This window comes from Variovorax paradoxus (genome assembly GCF_030815855.1).
Lineage (GTDB): Bacteria > Pseudomonadota > Gammaproteobacteria > Burkholderiales > Burkholderiaceae_C > Variovorax > Variovorax paradoxus_M.
Window position 1 is genome coordinate 2,972,239 of record NZ_JAUSXG010000001.1, and the last position, 16,699, is coordinate 2,988,937.

Sequence of the window (16,699 nt, forward strand, 5' to 3'; positions counted from 1 at the left end):
GGGGGAATTCGGCTGGCAGACGGCCGCATGGCACACACGTTGTGAGACATAGTGTTGCGGTTTTGACGGTCAATGCGTGCCGGTTGCGGCTCCCGGCAGTGCATGCAGGCTCCGCGCGGGATGGCACGGTTCGTGTGTGCGGCGGGTTGATGGCATGCCACACCCACCCTCGCCGCACCCGATCCGCCGGATCAGCGGCGCACCCGTGGCAGGTGCAGGTCGTGCAGCGCGCTGGCGACCAGCCAGGCATCGGCGCCGGCCGCGGCAGCAAGCGCCAGGTCTTCCTCGCTGCGGATTCCGCCGGCGCCAATGACCGTGGCCTTCGGTGCCAGGCGCCGCACTTCCTGCAGGGTCTCCAGGTCGGGGCCGGCGCCGGAGCCGACGCGCTCGAGCGTCATCACGATCAGCCGCTCGGGCCACAGATCCACGGCGTCCCAGCAGCCGGCGTTGTCCAGGCGACGTCCGTCGCGCCGGTCCAGCGACAGCGCGGCAGCGGGTTCAGCCACGCCGGCGGTCCCGTCCGCCGCATTTTCGAAGCAGCGTTCGAGCGCCTCGCGCGAACGCAGGGATTCGCTGCCGAACACGAGCACGATGCGCGAGGCGAAAGGCGCCAGCTGCGTGCGCAGCGCCTCGCCCGCCGCGGCGTCCGCCAGGCCCACGTCCAGCCAGAGTTCGATTTCAGGCAAGACCTTCAGCAGATCGGTCAGCACGCCGATCTGCACCGCCCCGCCCTGCAGGGCGTCGAGGTCGGCCACATACAGCTGCCGCGCCGCGCAGTGGTCGCAGAGGATGCGCGCCACCGTGACCGGATCGCTGCTGGCGCACAGCGCCGAGACGATCGGCCGGTACGCCTTGCGGTCGCCGCGCACGGCCCTGACCACCTGCCCCTGCAGCAGGTCGACAACGGGGATCAGGTTCAATTCGGAAGTCATGGGAAAGCGCCCGGAAGGTGGATGATGAAATGACGACACGCGTTTTTGTTTACGAGTATCTCAGCGGCGGCGGCTGGAGCGACTATGGCGATGACGCGGCGGCCGATGAGTTGCTGCCGCTCGGAACGTCCATGCGCGACGCGATGGTGGCAGACCTGATGCGCGCTGCCGATTGTTCGGTTTCGGCGGCAACCTGCGAACAGGGGAACACCCTGCCCGCCCGGGCGATGCCGCTGCGCCCGCGGGCCAACGAATCGGCCTTCGACTTCGTGGCGCGGCAGAGCGCGCTGCACGACCTGGTCTGGCTGGTGGCCCCCGAGACGGACGGCCTCCTGGCCCGCTTCCAGCGCACGGTGGGCAATGCGCGCTGGCTGGGTTGCAGCGCCGAGGCCATCGAACTGACCGCGGGCAAGAAGGCCACGCTCGCGCACCTGGCTTCGCATGGCGTGCAAACGCCTTTGGCCTTCGCCGATGCATCCGAGATCAAGCGCTGGGTGGTCAAGCCCGACGATGGCGCCGGCGGCGTGGCCACGCACGTGCACACGCGCCATGCGGACGCGCTCGAAGACCAGGCCCTGCGCGCGCAAGGCGGCGCGCCCCTGACGCTCGAGCCCTGGATCGAAGGCGAAGCACTGAGCCTGTCGTTGCTGTGCTCGGCGCAGAATGCCGAAATGCTGAGCATCAATCGCCAGTGCATCTCGATCGACACGCACGGGAGACTGTCCTTCGACGGTGTGAGCGTCGACGCCGTGGGCCAGGGCGATCCGCGCCGGCGCTCCTTGGCCGCGCTGGCCATGCAAGTGGCACGCGCCATCCCGGGCCTGCGCGGCTTCGCCGGCATCGACCTGGTCTGGCATCCGCAGCACGGGCCGGTGGTGATCGAGGTCAACCCGCGCGTCACCTGCGCCTATGTCGGGCTCTCGGCGGCGCTGGGCCGCAACCTGGCGGCCGAACTGTTGGCGGACCGGCTTCACGGCGAAGTCCGCGAGCGGGAACTTGCACGTGCCAACGCCTGAACGCGCCACCATCGGGTGGGACATCGGCGGTGCACATGTCAAGGCCTGCCTGCTGCAAGGCGGCGAGGTGGCCGATGTGGCGCAGTGGGGTTGCCCGCTCTGGCAGGGCCTGGATCACCTGGCGCGTGCATTGCAAGCCGCGCAGGCGCGCTGGCCGGCGCTCGCCGCAGCACAGCATGCCGTGACCATGACGGGCGAAATGGTCGACCTGTTCCCCGATCGCGAAGCCGGCGTGCGAGGCATTGCCGCCGCGCTGGCGGCGTCGCTTCCTGCGCCATCGGGTGCCCTGCACTTCTTTGCCGGCGATGCCGGATGGTGCTCCGCCGAAGACGTGGCCCGGCACTGGGAACACATCGCCTCGGCCAACTGGCTTGCGACGGCTCGCCACGCCGCACTGGTGTTTCCGGAGGGCATGCTGGTCGACATCGGCAGCACCACCACCGACCTGATCGCCTTCGGCAACGAGCGCGTGCTGACCACCAGCCGCACCGACGCCGAACGACTGGTGAGCGGCGAGCTCGCCTACCACGGCGTGGTGCGCACGCCGGTGTGTGCGCTGACGCAGCGCATCGAATGGCGCGGCCACGCTCGCCATGTGATGAACGAATTCTTCGCCACCACGGCCGACGTCTACCGGCTTTGCGGCGAACTCGACCCGGCGCACGACCTGTACCCGAGCGCCGACAACGCAGCCAAGAGCCTGCCGGCCACGCGCCAGCGGCTCGCGCGCATGGTCGGGCTGGACGAGCGCGATGCCTCCGCTGAAGAATGGCTGGAGCTGGCGCACGCCTGGCGCGCGGCCCAGGTCGAAGCCGTGGGATCGCAGTTGCGCCGCGTGCTCGGCGCGCATGGGCTCTCGCGTGAAGCGGTAATTGTGAGCGCGGGCTGCGGCGCCTTCCTGGTGCCCAGCCTGGCGGCCGTTGCCGCGGCCGAAACCGCTGGCTCCGCGCCGCGCCGCTTTGCCGCCTATGGCCGCGACGTCGCGAAGGTGGCCCGCCAAGCGGCCGCGGGCACCGGCACCTGGGCGCAGGTATGCGCACCCAGCGTCGCGGTGGCGGCGCTGTTCGAAAGGGAGCACGACTGATGTGGGTCGTCAAGATTGGCGGCAGCCTTTGTGCCGACCCGCTGCTGCCGCAGTGGCTCGATTTGCTGACGCAGATCGGCGGCGGCCGCGTGACGGTGGTCTGCGGCGGCGGCACCTTTGCGGATGAAGTGCGGCGTGTACAGGCGCACTGGCAGTTCAACGACCTGGCCGCGCACAACATGGCGGTGCTGGCCATGGCGCAAACGGCCTACCAGCTGCATGGACTGAATCCTGCGCTGCAGCTGGCCGCGCGCAAGACCGACATCCCCGATCTGCTGCGCCAGGGAAAGACTGCCCTCTGGGTGCCGCTCGAACTGCGGCGCGAGCAACCCGACGAGCGCACCGGCTGGAACGCCACTTCCGACACCATTGCGCTCGATCTCGCGAAGCATCTCAATGCCGAGCAGCTGGTGCTGGTCAAGTCGTGCGTCATCGATCCGCAAATGACGCTGGCCGAACTGGGTGATACCGGCGTGGTCGACCAGCAGTTTGCCGAACAGTCTGGCGACGCGGCGTTTCCGATCACCCTGCTTCACAAGAACCAGCTGGCGATCATGCGTGCGCTGTTGCTGGGCGAAGCCACCTTCGTGCCGCGCTGACCCGGCCTGCCCGCCGCGCACGCAGAAAATGTTCAAGCCGGCACGGACTCGACGACCTCGCCGTGCAGCAGCGCGGCCAGTGCCGCAAGCCGCTGCGGGCAGAGCGCCGTCTTGCGGTCTGCCACGCAAACAGCACTGCGAAAGCCCGCGAAATCAGGTGCCAGCGACTGCAGCAGCGGAACGTGTTTTGTGCGCAGCGCACCCGCGAGGCCGGCCAGCCGATGCGAGGCGCGCACCTGAGCCAGAAAGGCGCGCAGGTCCGCGATCGGCACCGCATCGAACAGGCTGCCGGCCTGCTTGTCGGCAGTGTCCGCCATCAACGCCGGAAATTCCAGTGCGCAGGCATGTGCGACCAGCGCGGCATCGAGCCCGCGGTCGGCGATGAAGACCGGCACCACGGGCCAGCCGCAAATCGCCAGCGCGTCGAGCACCGCGAAGGCTTCGGCGCCTCGCTCGATGCCGACCTTCACGTAGTCGACACCGCAGGCACCGACTGCTTCCACCTGCGCCAGGATGCGGTCCAACGCACGCATCGGCAGGTCGCCGATGGTTGCGCTCACGGGAAGGCCGATGCCGTGCGCACGCAGTGCCTCCACGATGGCGCGGACCGTTGCCACCGGCAGACCGCCGAGCGCGCCCTCGCCGGGCTCCTTCAGGTCGATGAAGTCGGCCCCACCGCTTGCCGCAAGCAAGGCTTCGTCCACGCTGCGCACGCTCACCAGCATGCGCGTCATGATGCGCGCTCCGGTGTGCCGGCGCGATGCTGTGCGACGGCGGCACGCAGCCACTCCCAGGCTTCGTGTTCCTCGGGGCCGGCGGTCTTGTCGATCGCAATCTGCAGATAGGTCATTTCGGTTTCCACTTTCTCGGGGGGCAGCATGTGCAGGCGGCTGACCAGCACGGCGCCTTCGATCACCGCGGCCTGCGCGCGGTTGAAGCCGACGAAGGGCGCATGGGTCGCCTCGTGCACCGGCACCATTCGGAGCACCGGCCGCTGCACGTCGTCGCGCTGCTCGGCGAGTTCGAGCTCGATGTGGCGCAATGCCGCGGCAAGCCGCACACCTTCGATGCGTTCGGCGGGCAGCGTGGGCCAAGCCTTGCGTCCGGTCACGCAGCCCGCGAACACGCGGGTGTCGCAGACGATGTTGAGCACCGCATGACCGGTGGCCACGATGTTGTCGTGCGTCGTCGAGGGCTTGAACGGCATCAGCAGAATGCCGCCATCCTGGTAGCGAATGCCCATCGGGGCCACGTGTGGCTTGCCGCCAGGGGCCACCGTGGTCACCACGGCTTCGAAGATCTGGTCGTTCATGAGGGTGACGGTGCGGCGGCGTCTACGACGCCCGGCTCGGCCGCGCTCTGGTTCCTGGAAGTCTTCATGGTCGTTCCCGGCGCGCACCAGCGCGCAAGGTCTTCGGTCGGCCGCGGCGCGGCGCACCCCCAGTCGAGCGGCTGGTCTTGCACGTAGCGCTTGCCGAGCTGCCAGGCGATTTCGGCGCGCGCGAGCTCCACGCCCATGTAGAACGCGTGGTCGGCATCGTCCTGCAGCTTGAGCTGCGGCCAGAGTTCGAAGGCGCCCTGCCCCAGCCGCAATCCGTCGCGGTTGTACACGTGCAGCCCGAGCGGCGATATCTGCACGCGGAAATTCGGGTCGCGCACCTGGGAGGCGATCTCGCCGATTTCTTCGGGCGTGTCGGGAAACGGATGCTTGGCATGCACCGTCATCAGCGCATCGCTCATGCCCTTGGGCAGCGTGGCGTTGCGGGCCGCGGCATGCATGATGCGGCGCGCCCAGTCGGCCTCGCTCACCGCGCGGCGCGCGTGCTGGCTGACCTGCGTGGTCAGCACCGCCGCCACGTTCAGCTCGGCGGCAATGCCGAACAGCACCGCGTTGATGCCGCTGGTGTCGGCCTCGGTAAGCTCGGTGACGTTGCCGACGCCCAGCATGATCGGCGCATCGGGAAAGCGCTCGCGCAGCCGGTGGTAGCGCACGATGGAGGCGGTCAAGCCGAAAGGTATCGGGTCAAGGATCGAATCGGCCAGGAAGGCGCGGCCGCGGCGCTGCATTTGCAGCACTGCTTCGTACAGCGATTCTTCGTCGGCCGGAACGCGCGGTATCAGCACCGGCGTGGCGGCCACCTCGTCGGCGATCCACAGGCTGTCGAGCGTCAGGCTCAGCAGGTAGTCGGCGCCGGCCTTGCCGCCGAGCAGCAGTTCCTTCGGGTCGCTCGAATCGACGCTCACCTGAAAGCCCGCGGCCTTCAGTGCCTGCACGCTTTCAGCCAGGTGCTCGAAGCGCGTCTCGGGCAGGCAGCCCAGGTCGATGACGTTGGCGCCGTCGGCCGCGAGCTGCCCGGCGCGCTCGATGATCTGCGCGACCGAGAGGCGCGGCGCATCGACGATCTCGGCAAAGATCGCGACCTCGTAGTCGTTCAGGTCTACCGCGTGCGCGCTGCGGTTGAAGTGGCGCGGCAGGTCTTTCAGCTCTTGCGGGCCGCGCTCCACCGGCACGCCGAAGTGAAGGCTCAAGGCCTCGACATCGCCCCGGCAGCGGCCCGGCACCATGATGCGGTCGGCGCGCCGCGGCACGGCGCCCTCGCCTTCAGCTTCGGTCATTACCGGTGCCGCGACGCGGCGGCGGATCATGTCGGCCGTCATCAGCGCCGCCACCTGCAACCCGATCTCCCGTACTTCCCATGTGAACGGCGCCGCCTCGATGCCGGCCAGCACCCGCGAGAGGCTGGCTTGGGCGAGGCGCCCGGTCAGGAAGACGATGTGTTCCATGCGAGAGAGAGTTCCTTCATGCGTGCGGCGAGCACGGCTTCGAGTTCGGCCGGGGACGAGACCACCTGGCAAAAATCGATGCCGCGCAGCCGCTCCACGTTGTCCAGTTCGATGCGCCGCGGCCGCAGCGTCACCCAGTCGTGCGGCGACTTGGTCACCACCACCGGCTCTGTGTCGCATGCAAACACGATGCCAGGAATGCCGAGCTTGCCGGCCTGGGCAAACATGTTGGTCGGCAAGCTGTCGCTGATACCGAACGCGCACTTGGCCACCGTGTTGCTGGTGGCCGGAGCCACCACCACCGTGTGATAGATGTCGTCGTAGAGCATGCCCACCGGCACGCCGCTGGCCGTCTTGTCGCGAAAGACGCGAAAGCGCGACTTCAGCGCCTCGATGTGCAGCTTGTAGATCGGCAGCACCTCCTCGGCGGCAGCCGAGAGGAACAGGTCCACCGACGGCAGCCGCGCCGCGAGCGCGAGCGATTCTTCGAGGAAGTGGCCGGAACCCGTGATGCACCAGGCCAGCCGCGAACGAGGCGGCGATGCCGGGAGCGGCGGTTCGCCGTCTTCGATGGCGAGGCCCGCGCCGCGTGGATCGATCTTGTGGCCCGTCCCCGATGCCCCTTCGTTCGTCATGTCCAGAGGGTCCGCGGGCTCAATCGGGTGGAGAGATCTCGATGTGAAGCTTGTGGAGTTTTCGGTACAAGGTGTTGCGGCTGACATCGAGCGCCTTGGCGACGTTGCTCACGTTCCAGCGATGCTGCTCGAGCATCTGCAACAGTACCTGCCGCTCGTTGGCCTGGATCGGATTGAGTTTGACGGCCGGTGCCGCATCGGAAGGTGCTGCGTCGGCCGAGGCATCCGCCGGTTCGGACAGTGCAGGCAATGCCGCATAGGTCGGCGCGGGAGAAGGCACCGGCCTTGCGGCCAGCGAAGGCAGGTGCTCCCGCGTGATGGTCTTGCCGTCGGCCAGCGCGGCGGCACTGCGCAGCACGTGGCGCAGTTGCCGCAGGTTGCCGGGCCACGGATAGCCCATGAGCACGCGCTCGGCGTCTTCGCCGAGGCGGCAGTCGCTGCCGCCCTCGTCCTTCAGCACATCATGGATCAGCTCGCGCTTGTCGGTGCGGTCGCGCAAGGCGGGCAGGTCGAGTTCGATGCCGGCGAGACGGTAGTAGAGGTCTTCACGGAAGCGGCCTTCGCGCACCAGGCTCGGCAGATGCTGATGGCTTGCGCTCACGAGCTGAAAATCGACCGGGTGGGTTTCTTCGGTACCCAGCGGCGTGACCTGGCGCTCGTCGAGCACGCGCAGCAGGCGGGCCTGCAGCTCCAGCGGCATGTCGGCGATTTCGTCGAGGAACAGCGTGCCTCCGTCGGCCTGCAGGATCTTGCCGCGACGGCCGCTGCGCTGTGCGCCGGTGAAGGCGCCGGCCTTGTAGCCGAAGAGTTCGGACTCGATCAGCGTCTCGGGCAGGCTCGCGCAATTGACCGCGACGAAGGCACCTTGTGCATGCGGGCTGGTCTCGTGGATGGCACGTGCGAACACCTCCTTGCCCGAACCCGTTTCGCCGCACAGCAGCACCGGGGTCCGGCGCGCGACCACACGACGCGCGGTGTCCAGATGGGCGACGAGCCGCGCATCCTTGAACGTGCGAATGCCGGGCGCTGGGCGCGCAGCGGCAACAGGCCGCAGCGGCGCACGGAAAGCGTCGATGCCCGTCTCGGCCACGATGGGAGCAGCCCCTGCGCCACCTGCGCCCGCTGCACGTGCGCGCGACGGCGTGGCCGCATCGGATGCCGGCCGCCGCGCCACCGCGAAGAATCGCAGCGCCGCGTTGGCGCGGTAGGCCACCACCGGATGGAACGAAGAAGAAAGGCTGCGCTGCACGATGTCTTCGAGCGAGGTCTGGAACAGATCGTCGATGCGTTGCGTGCGTATCTCGTCCATCGACTGCAGGCCGAGCTGGAACAAGGCGCTGCGGTTGGCCGCGAGAATGCGCCCGTCGTCGCCGACCGCAAGCTTGCCTTCATGCAGCGTGTAGACGAACTCGGGCCGGCTGTGGAAGTGCAGCGGATGCGCATTCGAAAAGCGCTTGTCGATGAGACGGTTCTCGATCATGCGCGCCGTCATGCCGAGCAGCACCAGCACGTGCTGCTGCATGAGGCTGGAGCGGCTGGTCACGTCGAGCACCGCGATGATCTCGCCGGACGGATCGAACACCGGCACCGCCGAGCAGGTGAGCTGCGTGAAGTGGCTGAAAAAGTGCTCTTCGCGACGCACCGAGATCGGGTGCGCGGCCGCGAGGCAGGTGCCCATGCCGTTGGTGCCGGCCTCGGCCTCGCCCCACATGCCGCCGGCGCGCAGGCCCATGGGCTCCACTTCGGCGGCGAACTCGGGCGAGGACACCATGTGCACGATGACACCGTCGGTATCGGTCAGCACCACGGCCGACTCGGCATCGGCGAGCTGCTGGTAGAGCGTGGTCATCTCGTAGCGTGCGCATTCAATGACGTCGGCATGCTGGTTGCGCCGGCTTTGCAAGGCCGACGACGCAATGACCACCGGCTCGCGCGGACGGCCCGGATCGAGCTGGTACTGGTTCAGGCAACGGCTCCACGAGCGCGTGACCAGGTCGTTGCCCTCTTCGTGAAAGCCCCGCCTCACCACGTCGAGCACTCGGTCGGCATGCCTGTCGCCTTGTCGCAGCGTCAATGTCATTGGATGTCTCCAGCGCTTTGCATCGTGTCTCCTTGGTCGGTCCATTGTTGTACTTGCCGACACGCTGCACACCCGGTGAAACACCAAGCAGTGACAAGCGCCGGAGCTGGATCCGCTCTCTGGCCTGCATTTTGCGTTGATGAATCCAGCTGGAGTGGGCTTGCATGCCGCCAGACACACTTTCAAACACATTCGATCACCGGAGACGCCACTTGAACACCAGCCCGAGTCCTTCCATGGCCCGCCTTTCCGCGACCGCATCGGACGCTTCGCCCGATGGGAACGAGGCGCCCGCGCCCATGGACCTGATCTTCATCGAGGGCTTCAGCGGCCAGACAGTGATTGGCATCCACGACTCCGAGCTGCATCATCCGCAGCCGCTGGTGATCGACGTGCACGCTGGAGTGCCCCGCGCGCGCGCCTGCGACACCGACCGCATCGGCGACACGATCGACTACGGCGTGGTGCGCGAGCGGCTGCTGCGGCTCATGGCCGAGCACCGGCTGAAGCTGCTGGAGGCCTTCGCAGAAGCGATTGTCGACATCCTCATCGACGAATTCGGCGCCGGCTGGGTCCGCGTGAAGGTCGTGAAGCCGCGCAAGTTCGACGATGTGCAGGCCGTGGGCGTGCAGATCGAGCGCCATGCCGCAACGCACCGAGCGTCGAAGCCGGCTCACAGCGCAACCGTATTGAAGTTTCTCGCCAGCGGCATGGTGCCCGCCAAACACTGAGATCGGATACCGCCGCCCCGCGCGGCAAGGCACAAGAAAAGAAGCCGACGCGGTCCACGCGCCGGCTTCTTCGTTTTCGGGGCCTCGGAGATGTCAGAGGTGCGCGGCGAACGGGTGTGCCGTCGTGCCTTTCTTGTCGACCACTTCGGCAGCGGTCGGCAGACCGGCTACGGCGCGCTGGATGGACTCGCGGGTGGCCTGGTAGTTGTAGTCCTGGATCTTCTTGTCGTCGTCGGCAAGCCAGTGGATGAACACGCCGACGCAGATGAACAGGTTGTCCGCCTCGGCCATGGGGATGGTGCCGTCCTCGACGCTATCGGCCACCGCCAACGCAACGGCGCGCTGCGCCGGCCCGAACATCTGCACCGCCTGCTTGGCACCCTTGATGGTCACTTTGTTGAACATCACGGTTGCCGGCTTGGTCAGCAGGTTGGGTGCCACGACAGCGAGCAGCGACGTGAAGCCGTCCTTGTTGTTCGTCAACGCGTTGGCGAAGGCGGTCTCGGCGGCGCTGCCGCGCGGTCCGATGATCAGGTCGATATGGGCTACTTCGTTGCCCTCGCCGACGAGCGATTCGCCCACCATCAGTCGATCTATTTTTGCCATGGTTTCGAGTCTCCTCTCAGAGGTCCAAGGTGATTGGGATCATTACGACACCGGTCAGAACGACCAGCGCAATGCCATGGTTATCACGTTCCGTGCCATCCGCTCGCCGCGCTTCGGGCGGGCGCCGCGCACGACCGGATCCAGCCCGACAGCAGCAGTGCGGCCACGGTGAAATCGGCGCTGGTTCCCGGGTTGACGCTTGCGGCCTTGAGCGAAACGTCCCAGGCGGCGAATTCCGGGTCTGCATCGAGCGCCACGCCGGCGTCCGCCCGCTCGCGCCAGGCCTGCGCCGCGGTCATGACAGTCTGTGCCACGCGCTCGCCGTGTTTTCGAACAATGTGTGAATCGGGAAAGGCGCTCAGGCAAGCCAGGTAAAGCCGTTGGACGGAAGCCACAGTGGCCGCGTCGGGCGGGGCTGCGGCGTCGGCGGGCGCATTGCACTGACCGGCCTGATACACCGGCACCTGGAATGCCAGCGCGAACAGGTCCGCAAAGCCGTCGCGGTATTGGCGTGCAATGAGATCGCGGTCGGCCGCAAGCACCATGGCTGCGCGAAGGTCGACCGTGGGGGCGTCGTGCACGTCTTCCTCCGGCGCGCTCCCAAGGCCGCCAGGATGCGCGCGCGCAATGGCGCGGTAAGCCGCGCGTGCATCATCGATGTCGAGGGTGGCCAACACGGATTCCACCGACGCGCGCAACGCGGCAGGCGTTGCCGCGGCGGGGTTCTGCTCCATGGCCAGCGCAATGGGAGCGCACAGCAAGAGAATGCCGAGGTTGGTGTTGCACCCCGCCACCGCCCAAGTGGCCTCCACAGCGGCTTCGATGCGTTCCCCTGCGCGCAAGCCGGGTTCGAACAGCGGGCCTGCCGCGGCCTTGGCGCTGTCGATGAACATCGAGGCCTGCATGCGGTGTCCGGGCGAAGCCTGGCTCACGTTGCCGGGTTTGCGCACCGCAACATCGAGCCAGCAGGCGCGCAGGAAACAGGCCCGCGCGCGTTCGATGGCGGCCTGCCGGGCGTTCATCAGGCGCGGCGCTCCGGTGGCAGGCTCTCCTCCACGCGGCGGCGGGTCTGCACCATCTTGCGGTCGAGCAGGTCGTCGACGATGGCGCGGGCGATGTTGAAGCCGGTGACGCGCTGCAGCCCCTGCCATGCAGCCACGCCATTGACCTCGAGCACCTGGATCTTCGGCCCGCTCGCTGCTGCAATGAGGTCCACGCCCGCGTAGTCCATGTCGAGTGCATGGGCCGCGTCTTCGGCCAACTGCGCAAGCGCCGGCTCCAGATTGGCGGGCTCGCAGCGCGCGCCCTGGGCCACGTTATGAACCCAATGCGTGCTGACGCGCCGCATCGCAGTGATGGCACGCCCGCCCACCACGAGAACGCGCCAGTCGAAACCGGGCGACGCCATCGGCGGAACGAAGCGCTGCAGATAGGCCAGGCCCGCATAGCACGCGTCGGTATCGGGCATCGGATGGTGCACGCCGTCGACCTCTCCCACGAGCCGCAGGTCTTTGCCCTGAGAGCCGAACAAGGGCTTGAGCACGAGTGCGTGCCCCGCGGCGGTTTCGCGCATGGCGATGCGCCGGGCCTGCGCCGCCGACTCGGTGGCCCAGGTGGCGGGCGCGGGAATGCGCGCGGCATGCAGCAGCAGGCTGGTCATCGACTTGTCGACCGCGCGCTCGATGGCGCGCGCATCGTTGTAGACCGGCACGCCGAGTTCGCGCAGCGCATGCAGCACGCCCAGGCGCTTGGTGACCTGCTCGAAGCTGCCGCCCGCAATGCCGCGCACCAGCACCGCGTCGGGCAGTTCGCGGCCATAGCCCGGAATGACGAGACCGTGCCATGCCGCGGTGGTGTCGATGCTGCAGTCGGCAAGGTCGACGCAGCGGCCTACCGCGCCGCGCGCGCGCAATGCGGCCTGCAGCTGGCGCGTGTGCCAGCCGATTTCGTCGGTCATGATTGCGATGCGCATGGTCAGGCCTCCTGCAGCCAGAGCCGCTGCAGCAGCGCCATGTCGGGCGCGCCGCCATGCCAGGTGTTGCCGCTGTCGATGTTGCTGACCCACACCTCGGCGGGGGCGAACAATGCGCCGTCGATCTTGTAGAAGTCGTACTCGACCTCCTTGAAGATGTCGGCGAACGACCGCCCGTAGTCGCGCGAGTTGCGCGAAGGCAGCGCACGAGCCAGCCCGCGCGCCGCCTCGTCGCCGCCGCGAACCGTGAGATGCACGCGGCCGCCGTACAGGATGGCATCGTTGGTGCGCCCCATGGCCTCCACACCGTCGGCGCTCGGCGACGGCAGCGGGGCCGTCGCGGCGCCATCGACGATGTCGGTCAGCGCAAAGCCCAGCTCGTGCGCCTTGTGCAGCGCCACCTCGAGCACGCGCGCCACCACCTGTGTCGTGCCCGCGAGGCTGGTGGTCGGCGTGAGGATCAACGTCAGCGCTTCCGCGGCCAGGCCGCAGTCGCGCAGGAGCTTGTCGATCACGACCTTCGGTGGCGCGCGATCGACCTCCAGCACCAGCACGCCGGTGTTTGCGCGGTCGCGGTAGTTCAATTCGGCAAAGAGCTTTTCCTTCACCGCCAGCGCGCGCGCGGGGCCCGAGCCGAGCGAAAAGAATTTCTTGCCGCCGGTCTCTTCCTTGGTCGCCGCGAGGCTCCAGCCTGCGTACTGGCTGCCGAGGCAAGCCAACACCGGCTGGGAGCTGCGCACGTCGAGCCAGGTGGGCCAGCCTTCGGCACTGCCGCCGCTGCGCAGGGTCACATGCCCGAGACCGCCCATGCAGATTTCGCCGACACACAAGCCGGCCTCGATGCTGCCGGGCGCCGCGATACCGGCATCGACGATGTGCGCACCGCTCTCGTCGTGGCGCACCAGCAGCCCGAGCGCATCGGCATCGGCCAGCAGGCGCTCGACAAGGGGCCGGGCCAACCGGTTGACGCTCAGGCCCGCGGCACCCGTCGGCGGTGGTGTGTTGCTCATGCCAATGTCTCCAGTGATTTCAGCAGCCGCTCGCGGCCTTCGTTCAAACGGGCGCGCACCGGGTCCGCGCCGGTGTCGCTCGCGGTCAGGGTGCACAAGGGGTCGTCGATGTCGAAGCGCTGGCCGGCGCCGGGCACATCGCCGATACCGGGCCATGCGGCGAGCTTTTCTGCCGCGGGCGCATCGAGTTGCACAGGGCGACGCGCGAACACGATCTCGATACCTTCCGTATCTTGCGGTTGGGGCGGCATCGTCGGCAGCTCGCCGCTCGTGCAGGCGCGCACATGCGCCTGCATCAGGCCCGGTGAATCGGCGGGCCTGCGGTAGAGGCTCATGCTTGCCGGCGGCCGGGGGTTGACTTCCAATACGCCGATGGTGTCGCCGTCGCGCATGAAGTCGAGGCTGCACAGGCCCCGCAGCTCGAACTCCACTGCGAGCATGCGCGCGATCGATGTCACGCGGCTTGCAATGTTCTCCGGCACAGGCACCGGCCCGACGACACCGCAGAACACGAAGGGCCGCGAGCCGAAACGACGCACGCTCATCTCGTTGAAGCCGAGCACATGCACATCGCGGCCGTTCGCAATGAAGGTGGCCGACATCGGCAGCCCCGGCATCTCGCGCTGGAAGTAATGGTGCGAAGACGGCGGCTCGTCCAACGACCAGGGCGCACGGCGAACATGCCATCCGCCACAGCCGTAGGCATCTTTCATCAACCACGCAGCGGGATCCTCGGGCGGCTGCAGCATCACCTGGGGGTGCGGTATGACGCGCGCCGCAAGAAAGCCGAAGAAGCTCGCCGGATCGCGCAGGCGGCGCACGGCGGCGGGCGCGGTGCCGATCAGCGGCAGCACGGCCGCGCCCTCTTCCAGCAATGCGGGCTCGCCTTCGAAGCCGCTGCCCGCGATCCAGCCCACCACCGGCTCTCCGCCCTCGCCCTCGTCCGCCAACTGGCGCAGCGCGGCCATGACGGTTGCCGCGTCGATCTGCAAACTGCCGGGCGCGCCGATGGGCAGCCAGCGCGATGCGGCGCGCCGCGTATCGACGTCGCCGAACAGGTCGAGCGCAACGACCTTGAAGCCATCGTTCGCTGCGGCCTCGGCCATGGCGCGCGCGGAGATGGCGGCGACGGCAACGGTCGGCATTGCGCGGGCCTGCTTCAAGCTGCCTTTTCGGCCTGCTCAACCAGGAACGTGCGTGCGACCGCGAAGGCTTCGGGAAAACTCAGCACCTGCGCCTTTTCGGCCTCGCACATCTGCACCAGCAGTCGATGCTGCGTCTGGTACTTGACGTTGCCGACGGCCAGGGCGCCGATGCCTACCGCCTGCGTGCCGGCCAGCGGCTTGGCGTCATCCATTACGCCCACGCCGGCAATGCCTTCGGGCGGCACGGCGTTCACGTCGGCCGCCACCTTGAGCCGCGTCGTGGCACCGAGTGCTTCACTCGAGACCACCTGCACGCCCGCAGCCGCGCACGCCAGCAGCACATCGGCATCGGCGATGGAGCGGCGCACGGCATCGGGGTCGCCACCCGACAGGCCGTGCAGCCTCACGCCGAAGCGCTGCCCGGTTTCGTCCGCCGCTTCTTGCGCCGCATCGATGCCGTTGCGGCTGGACAAGTACACATCGGCGCCGGCCTGCGCTGCGATGACGCCAGCCACGCGGCCCACCGGCCCGGTGCCGCCGAGGATCACCACGCGCTGGCCCTCGAGGCCCTGCGCATGGTGACGCTTCAACGCGGCCTCCACGCAAGCCACCATGGCCGCAGCCGTGGTGTAGGCGCCGCTCGGGTCGGCCATGAGCGAGACGACGAAGGGCTTGACCATCGAGGTTCTTGCGCGCTCGAGCATGTCGGCCGCCAGCTGCGCGTCGCGCCCGCCGATGAAGATGCCGGTGCGCGCAACGCCCTTGGGCCCGCGCGAGAAGATGGTGTCCTGCGTCAGCCCCGTGATGCGATCGAGCGCCACGTCGCAATAGGGCACGATGATCTGGTACCCCGCGTCTGCCGCCATGTTGATGTCGAACGGACTCATCTGGCGGCCGGGGGTGAACATGTGGAGGATGCGGGGACGTTCCATGAGAGCCTGCGTGGGTGTGTGAAAAGGTTGACGTGGGATGTCGGCGTGCGGTGTGAAAACAGGCGACGAATTCAGCGCATGCGCGGCTCGGCAATGCGGTCGCGCACCACGGCGCCGCCGTTGCGGCCCGAGACGATGTGCAGTTGCAGCTGCGGCCCGATGCGCCCGGAGGCCCGCGCGGCATCCACAAGCACCTGCGCCTGCGCTTCCGAAGGCACGATCGCAAAGCCGGTGGGACCCCAGGAGCTCTGGCCGATGGCCGCGCCGCCTGCGCGGCTCGCATCGGCGAACCACTGCATCAACCGCGCGACCGCCGCGCTGGTGAAGGTGCCGCCCTGCGCCGGCGCGAAGTGCTCGCCGAGCAATTGCTGCATGCGGTTGATGCCCGTGGCGAACGGTGCAAACTCCGCGCCTGCGGCGGCGGGCAGGACACGCATCAGAACCTGATGGCAGATCTCGGCGGCGGCCGCCTGCGGCAACGGCGGCAAGGCCGCGATGGCTTTTTTTTCCTCGCCGCCCGAAAGGCCGCGATGCGCGGGATCCTGAACCACGACGATGCGCCACGCCGGTGGAAACGCAATGCGCGACAGCAGCGGCGCCGGCAGGCCGTCCGGGCCGGGACCGCCGTCGAGCAGCAAGCCGCCGCTGTCGAAACCCGCGATCCCAATGCCCGAACGCAGCCCGCGGCCGAGCCAATGCGCCAGCGTCGCGGTGCCCAGGTCGAGACCGTGCCATTCGGCAAAGGCCCGCCCGATCGCCGACGCGAGCTGCGTGCCCGAGCCAAAGCCCGCATGCGACGGCAGCACCCGGCGCAGCCGCAGGGCCAGCGGCGCATGGCAGCCGCTGCGCTGCTTCAGCCGCTCGAGATGGGCGGCCGCCCGATCGAGCTCGGCCTCGGCGGCCGGTGTGTCGGCGCTCAGGTGGTCCGACGACGCGGCCGACAGTTCGAGCTCGGTCGTGAAACCGTCGATCACCAGCCCCAGGCTGCCGAACGCACGCCCCAGCGAGCCGGAAGGATCGAGAAACCCCAGGTGCAGACGCCCGGGAGCGCTCACGCTCACCGTGCGAACGCTCAGGTCATGCCGGGAGGCGATGGCGAAGTCGGTGGAGGTCATGGGCGGGTTCGGGCGGCGGGACGAAGTCATGGACTCGCTTGTCATAGCAAGGGCCGTT

At 68.3% G+C, this 16,699-nt stretch carries 17 protein-coding genes; 4 read left to right on the forward strand and 13 right to left on the reverse strand.

The genetic code is table 11. The features are described 5' to 3' along the window. Positions 1-191: 191 nt before the first annotated feature. Positions 192-932 carry a HisA/HisF-related TIM barrel protein gene (locus tag QFZ42_RS14015; RefSeq protein WP_307701532.1) on the reverse strand — a complete coding sequence of 247 codons (741 nt, stop codon included), beginning with the start codon at positions 930-932 and terminating at the stop codon, positions 192-194. A gap of 29 nt (positions 933-961) precedes the next feature. Between QFZ42_RS14015 and QFZ42_RS14020 the strand changes: the two genes are divergently transcribed. Genes QFZ42_RS14020 through QFZ42_RS14030 form a run of 3 tightly spaced genes read left to right on the forward strand, consistent with a single transcriptional unit; the run spans position 962 to position 3,631 of the window. Beyond that, the gene (locus tag QFZ42_RS14020; protein WP_307701533.1) at positions 962-1,948 is read left to right on the forward strand and encodes an ATP-grasp domain-containing protein; all 987 of its coding nucleotides are present in this window, start codon (positions 962-964) and stop codon (positions 1,946-1,948) included. Beyond that, entirely contained in the window at positions 1,935-3,032 is a 1,098-nt protein-coding gene (locus QFZ42_RS14025) for a hydantoinase/oxoprolinase family protein (RefSeq protein ID WP_307701534.1), read from the forward strand. Before QFZ42_RS14020 ends, QFZ42_RS14025 begins: the two co-directional genes overlap by 14 nt. Next, positions 3,032-3,631: an amino acid kinase family protein gene (locus tag QFZ42_RS14030; protein ID WP_307701535.1), complete on the forward strand. Its 600-nt coding sequence runs from the start codon at positions 3,032-3,034 to the stop codon at positions 3,629-3,631. The genes QFZ42_RS14025 and QFZ42_RS14030 overlap by 1 nt, the downstream gene beginning before the upstream one ends. Before the next feature lie 32 nt (positions 3,632-3,663). Here QFZ42_RS14030 and QFZ42_RS14035 read toward each other — a convergent pair whose 3' ends face one another. Genes QFZ42_RS14035 through QFZ42_RS14055 form a run of 5 tightly spaced genes read right to left on the reverse strand, consistent with a single transcriptional unit; the run spans position 3,664 to position 9,130 of the window. Then, a complete protein-coding gene (locus QFZ42_RS14035; protein WP_307701536.1) occupies positions 3,664-4,365 on the reverse strand; it encodes a (5-formylfuran-3-yl)methyl phosphate synthase in 702 nt (233 codons plus the stop codon). Then, entirely contained in the window at positions 4,362-4,943 is a 582-nt protein-coding gene (locus QFZ42_RS14040; RefSeq protein ID WP_307701537.1) for a DUF447 domain-containing protein, read from the reverse strand. The genes QFZ42_RS14035 and QFZ42_RS14040 overlap by 4 nt, the downstream gene beginning before the upstream one ends. Continuing rightward, positions 4,940-6,415 (reverse strand): DUF6513 domain-containing protein, encoded by a 1,476-nt coding sequence (locus tag QFZ42_RS14045; RefSeq protein ID WP_307701538.1) that lies wholly within the window; start codon positions 6,413-6,415, stop codon positions 4,940-4,942. The genes QFZ42_RS14040 and QFZ42_RS14045 overlap by 4 nt, the downstream gene beginning before the upstream one ends. Further along, a complete protein-coding gene (locus QFZ42_RS14050) occupies positions 6,394-7,050 on the reverse strand; it encodes a flavoprotein (RefSeq protein WP_307701539.1) in 657 nt (218 codons plus the stop codon). The genes QFZ42_RS14045 and QFZ42_RS14050 overlap by 22 nt, the downstream gene beginning before the upstream one ends. A 19-nt stretch (positions 7,051-7,069) precedes the next feature. Further along, positions 7,070-9,130 (reverse strand): sigma-54-dependent Fis family transcriptional regulator, encoded by a 2,061-nt coding sequence (locus QFZ42_RS14055; protein ID WP_307701540.1) that lies wholly within the window; start codon positions 9,128-9,130, stop codon positions 7,070-7,072. Between the two features lie 299 nt (positions 9,131-9,429). On the opposite strand from QFZ42_RS14055, the gene QFZ42_RS14060 reads away from it, so the two are divergent. Continuing rightward, a complete protein-coding gene (locus QFZ42_RS14060) occupies positions 9,430-9,861 on the forward strand; it encodes a dihydroneopterin aldolase (protein ID WP_373423391.1) in 432 nt (143 codons plus the stop codon). A 93-nt stretch (positions 9,862-9,954) separates the two neighbouring features. Here the strand turns inward: QFZ42_RS14060 and fae are convergent, their stop codons facing one another. The 7 genes from fae to QFZ42_RS14095 all read right to left on the reverse strand — a co-directional run bounded on the left by fae (position 9,955) and on the right by QFZ42_RS14095 (position 16,641). Beyond that, entirely contained in the window at positions 9,955-10,467 is a 513-nt protein-coding gene (gene fae / locus QFZ42_RS14065; protein ID WP_307701542.1) for a formaldehyde-activating enzyme, read from the reverse strand. Positions 10,468-10,550: 83 nt separating this feature from the next. Further along, entirely contained in the window at positions 10,551-11,489 is a 939-nt protein-coding gene (locus QFZ42_RS14070) for a triphosphoribosyl-dephospho-CoA synthase (protein ID WP_307701543.1), read from the reverse strand. Beyond that, positions 11,489-12,439 carry an ATP-grasp domain-containing protein gene (locus QFZ42_RS14075; RefSeq protein ID WP_307701544.1) on the reverse strand — a complete coding sequence of 317 codons (951 nt, stop codon included), beginning with the start codon at positions 12,437-12,439 and terminating at the stop codon, positions 11,489-11,491. Before QFZ42_RS14075 ends, QFZ42_RS14070 begins: the two co-directional genes overlap by 1 nt. A gap of 2 nt (positions 12,440-12,441) precedes the next feature. Continuing rightward, positions 12,442-13,449 (reverse strand): methenyltetrahydromethanopterin cyclohydrolase, encoded by a 1,008-nt coding sequence (gene mch / locus QFZ42_RS14080; protein WP_307701545.1) that lies wholly within the window; start codon positions 13,447-13,449, stop codon positions 12,442-12,444. After that, positions 13,446-14,594 carry an ATP-grasp domain-containing protein gene (locus tag QFZ42_RS14085; RefSeq protein ID WP_307701546.1) on the reverse strand — a complete coding sequence of 383 codons (1,149 nt, stop codon included), beginning with the start codon at positions 14,592-14,594 and terminating at the stop codon, positions 13,446-13,448. The genes mch and QFZ42_RS14085 overlap by 4 nt, the downstream gene beginning before the upstream one ends. 14 nt (positions 14,595-14,608) lie before the next feature. After that, complete coding sequence (locus QFZ42_RS14090) at positions 14,609-15,526, reverse strand: NAD(P)-dependent methylenetetrahydromethanopterin dehydrogenase (RefSeq protein ID WP_307701547.1); 918 nt, start codon at positions 15,524-15,526, stop codon at positions 14,609-14,611. A 71-nt stretch (positions 15,527-15,597) separates the two neighbouring features. Then, positions 15,598-16,641: a beta-ribofuranosylaminobenzene 5'-phosphate synthase family protein gene (locus QFZ42_RS14095; RefSeq protein ID WP_307701548.1), complete on the reverse strand. Its 1,044-nt coding sequence runs from the start codon at positions 16,639-16,641 to the stop codon at positions 15,598-15,600. Between the last annotated feature and the right edge of the window lie 58 nt (positions 16,642-16,699).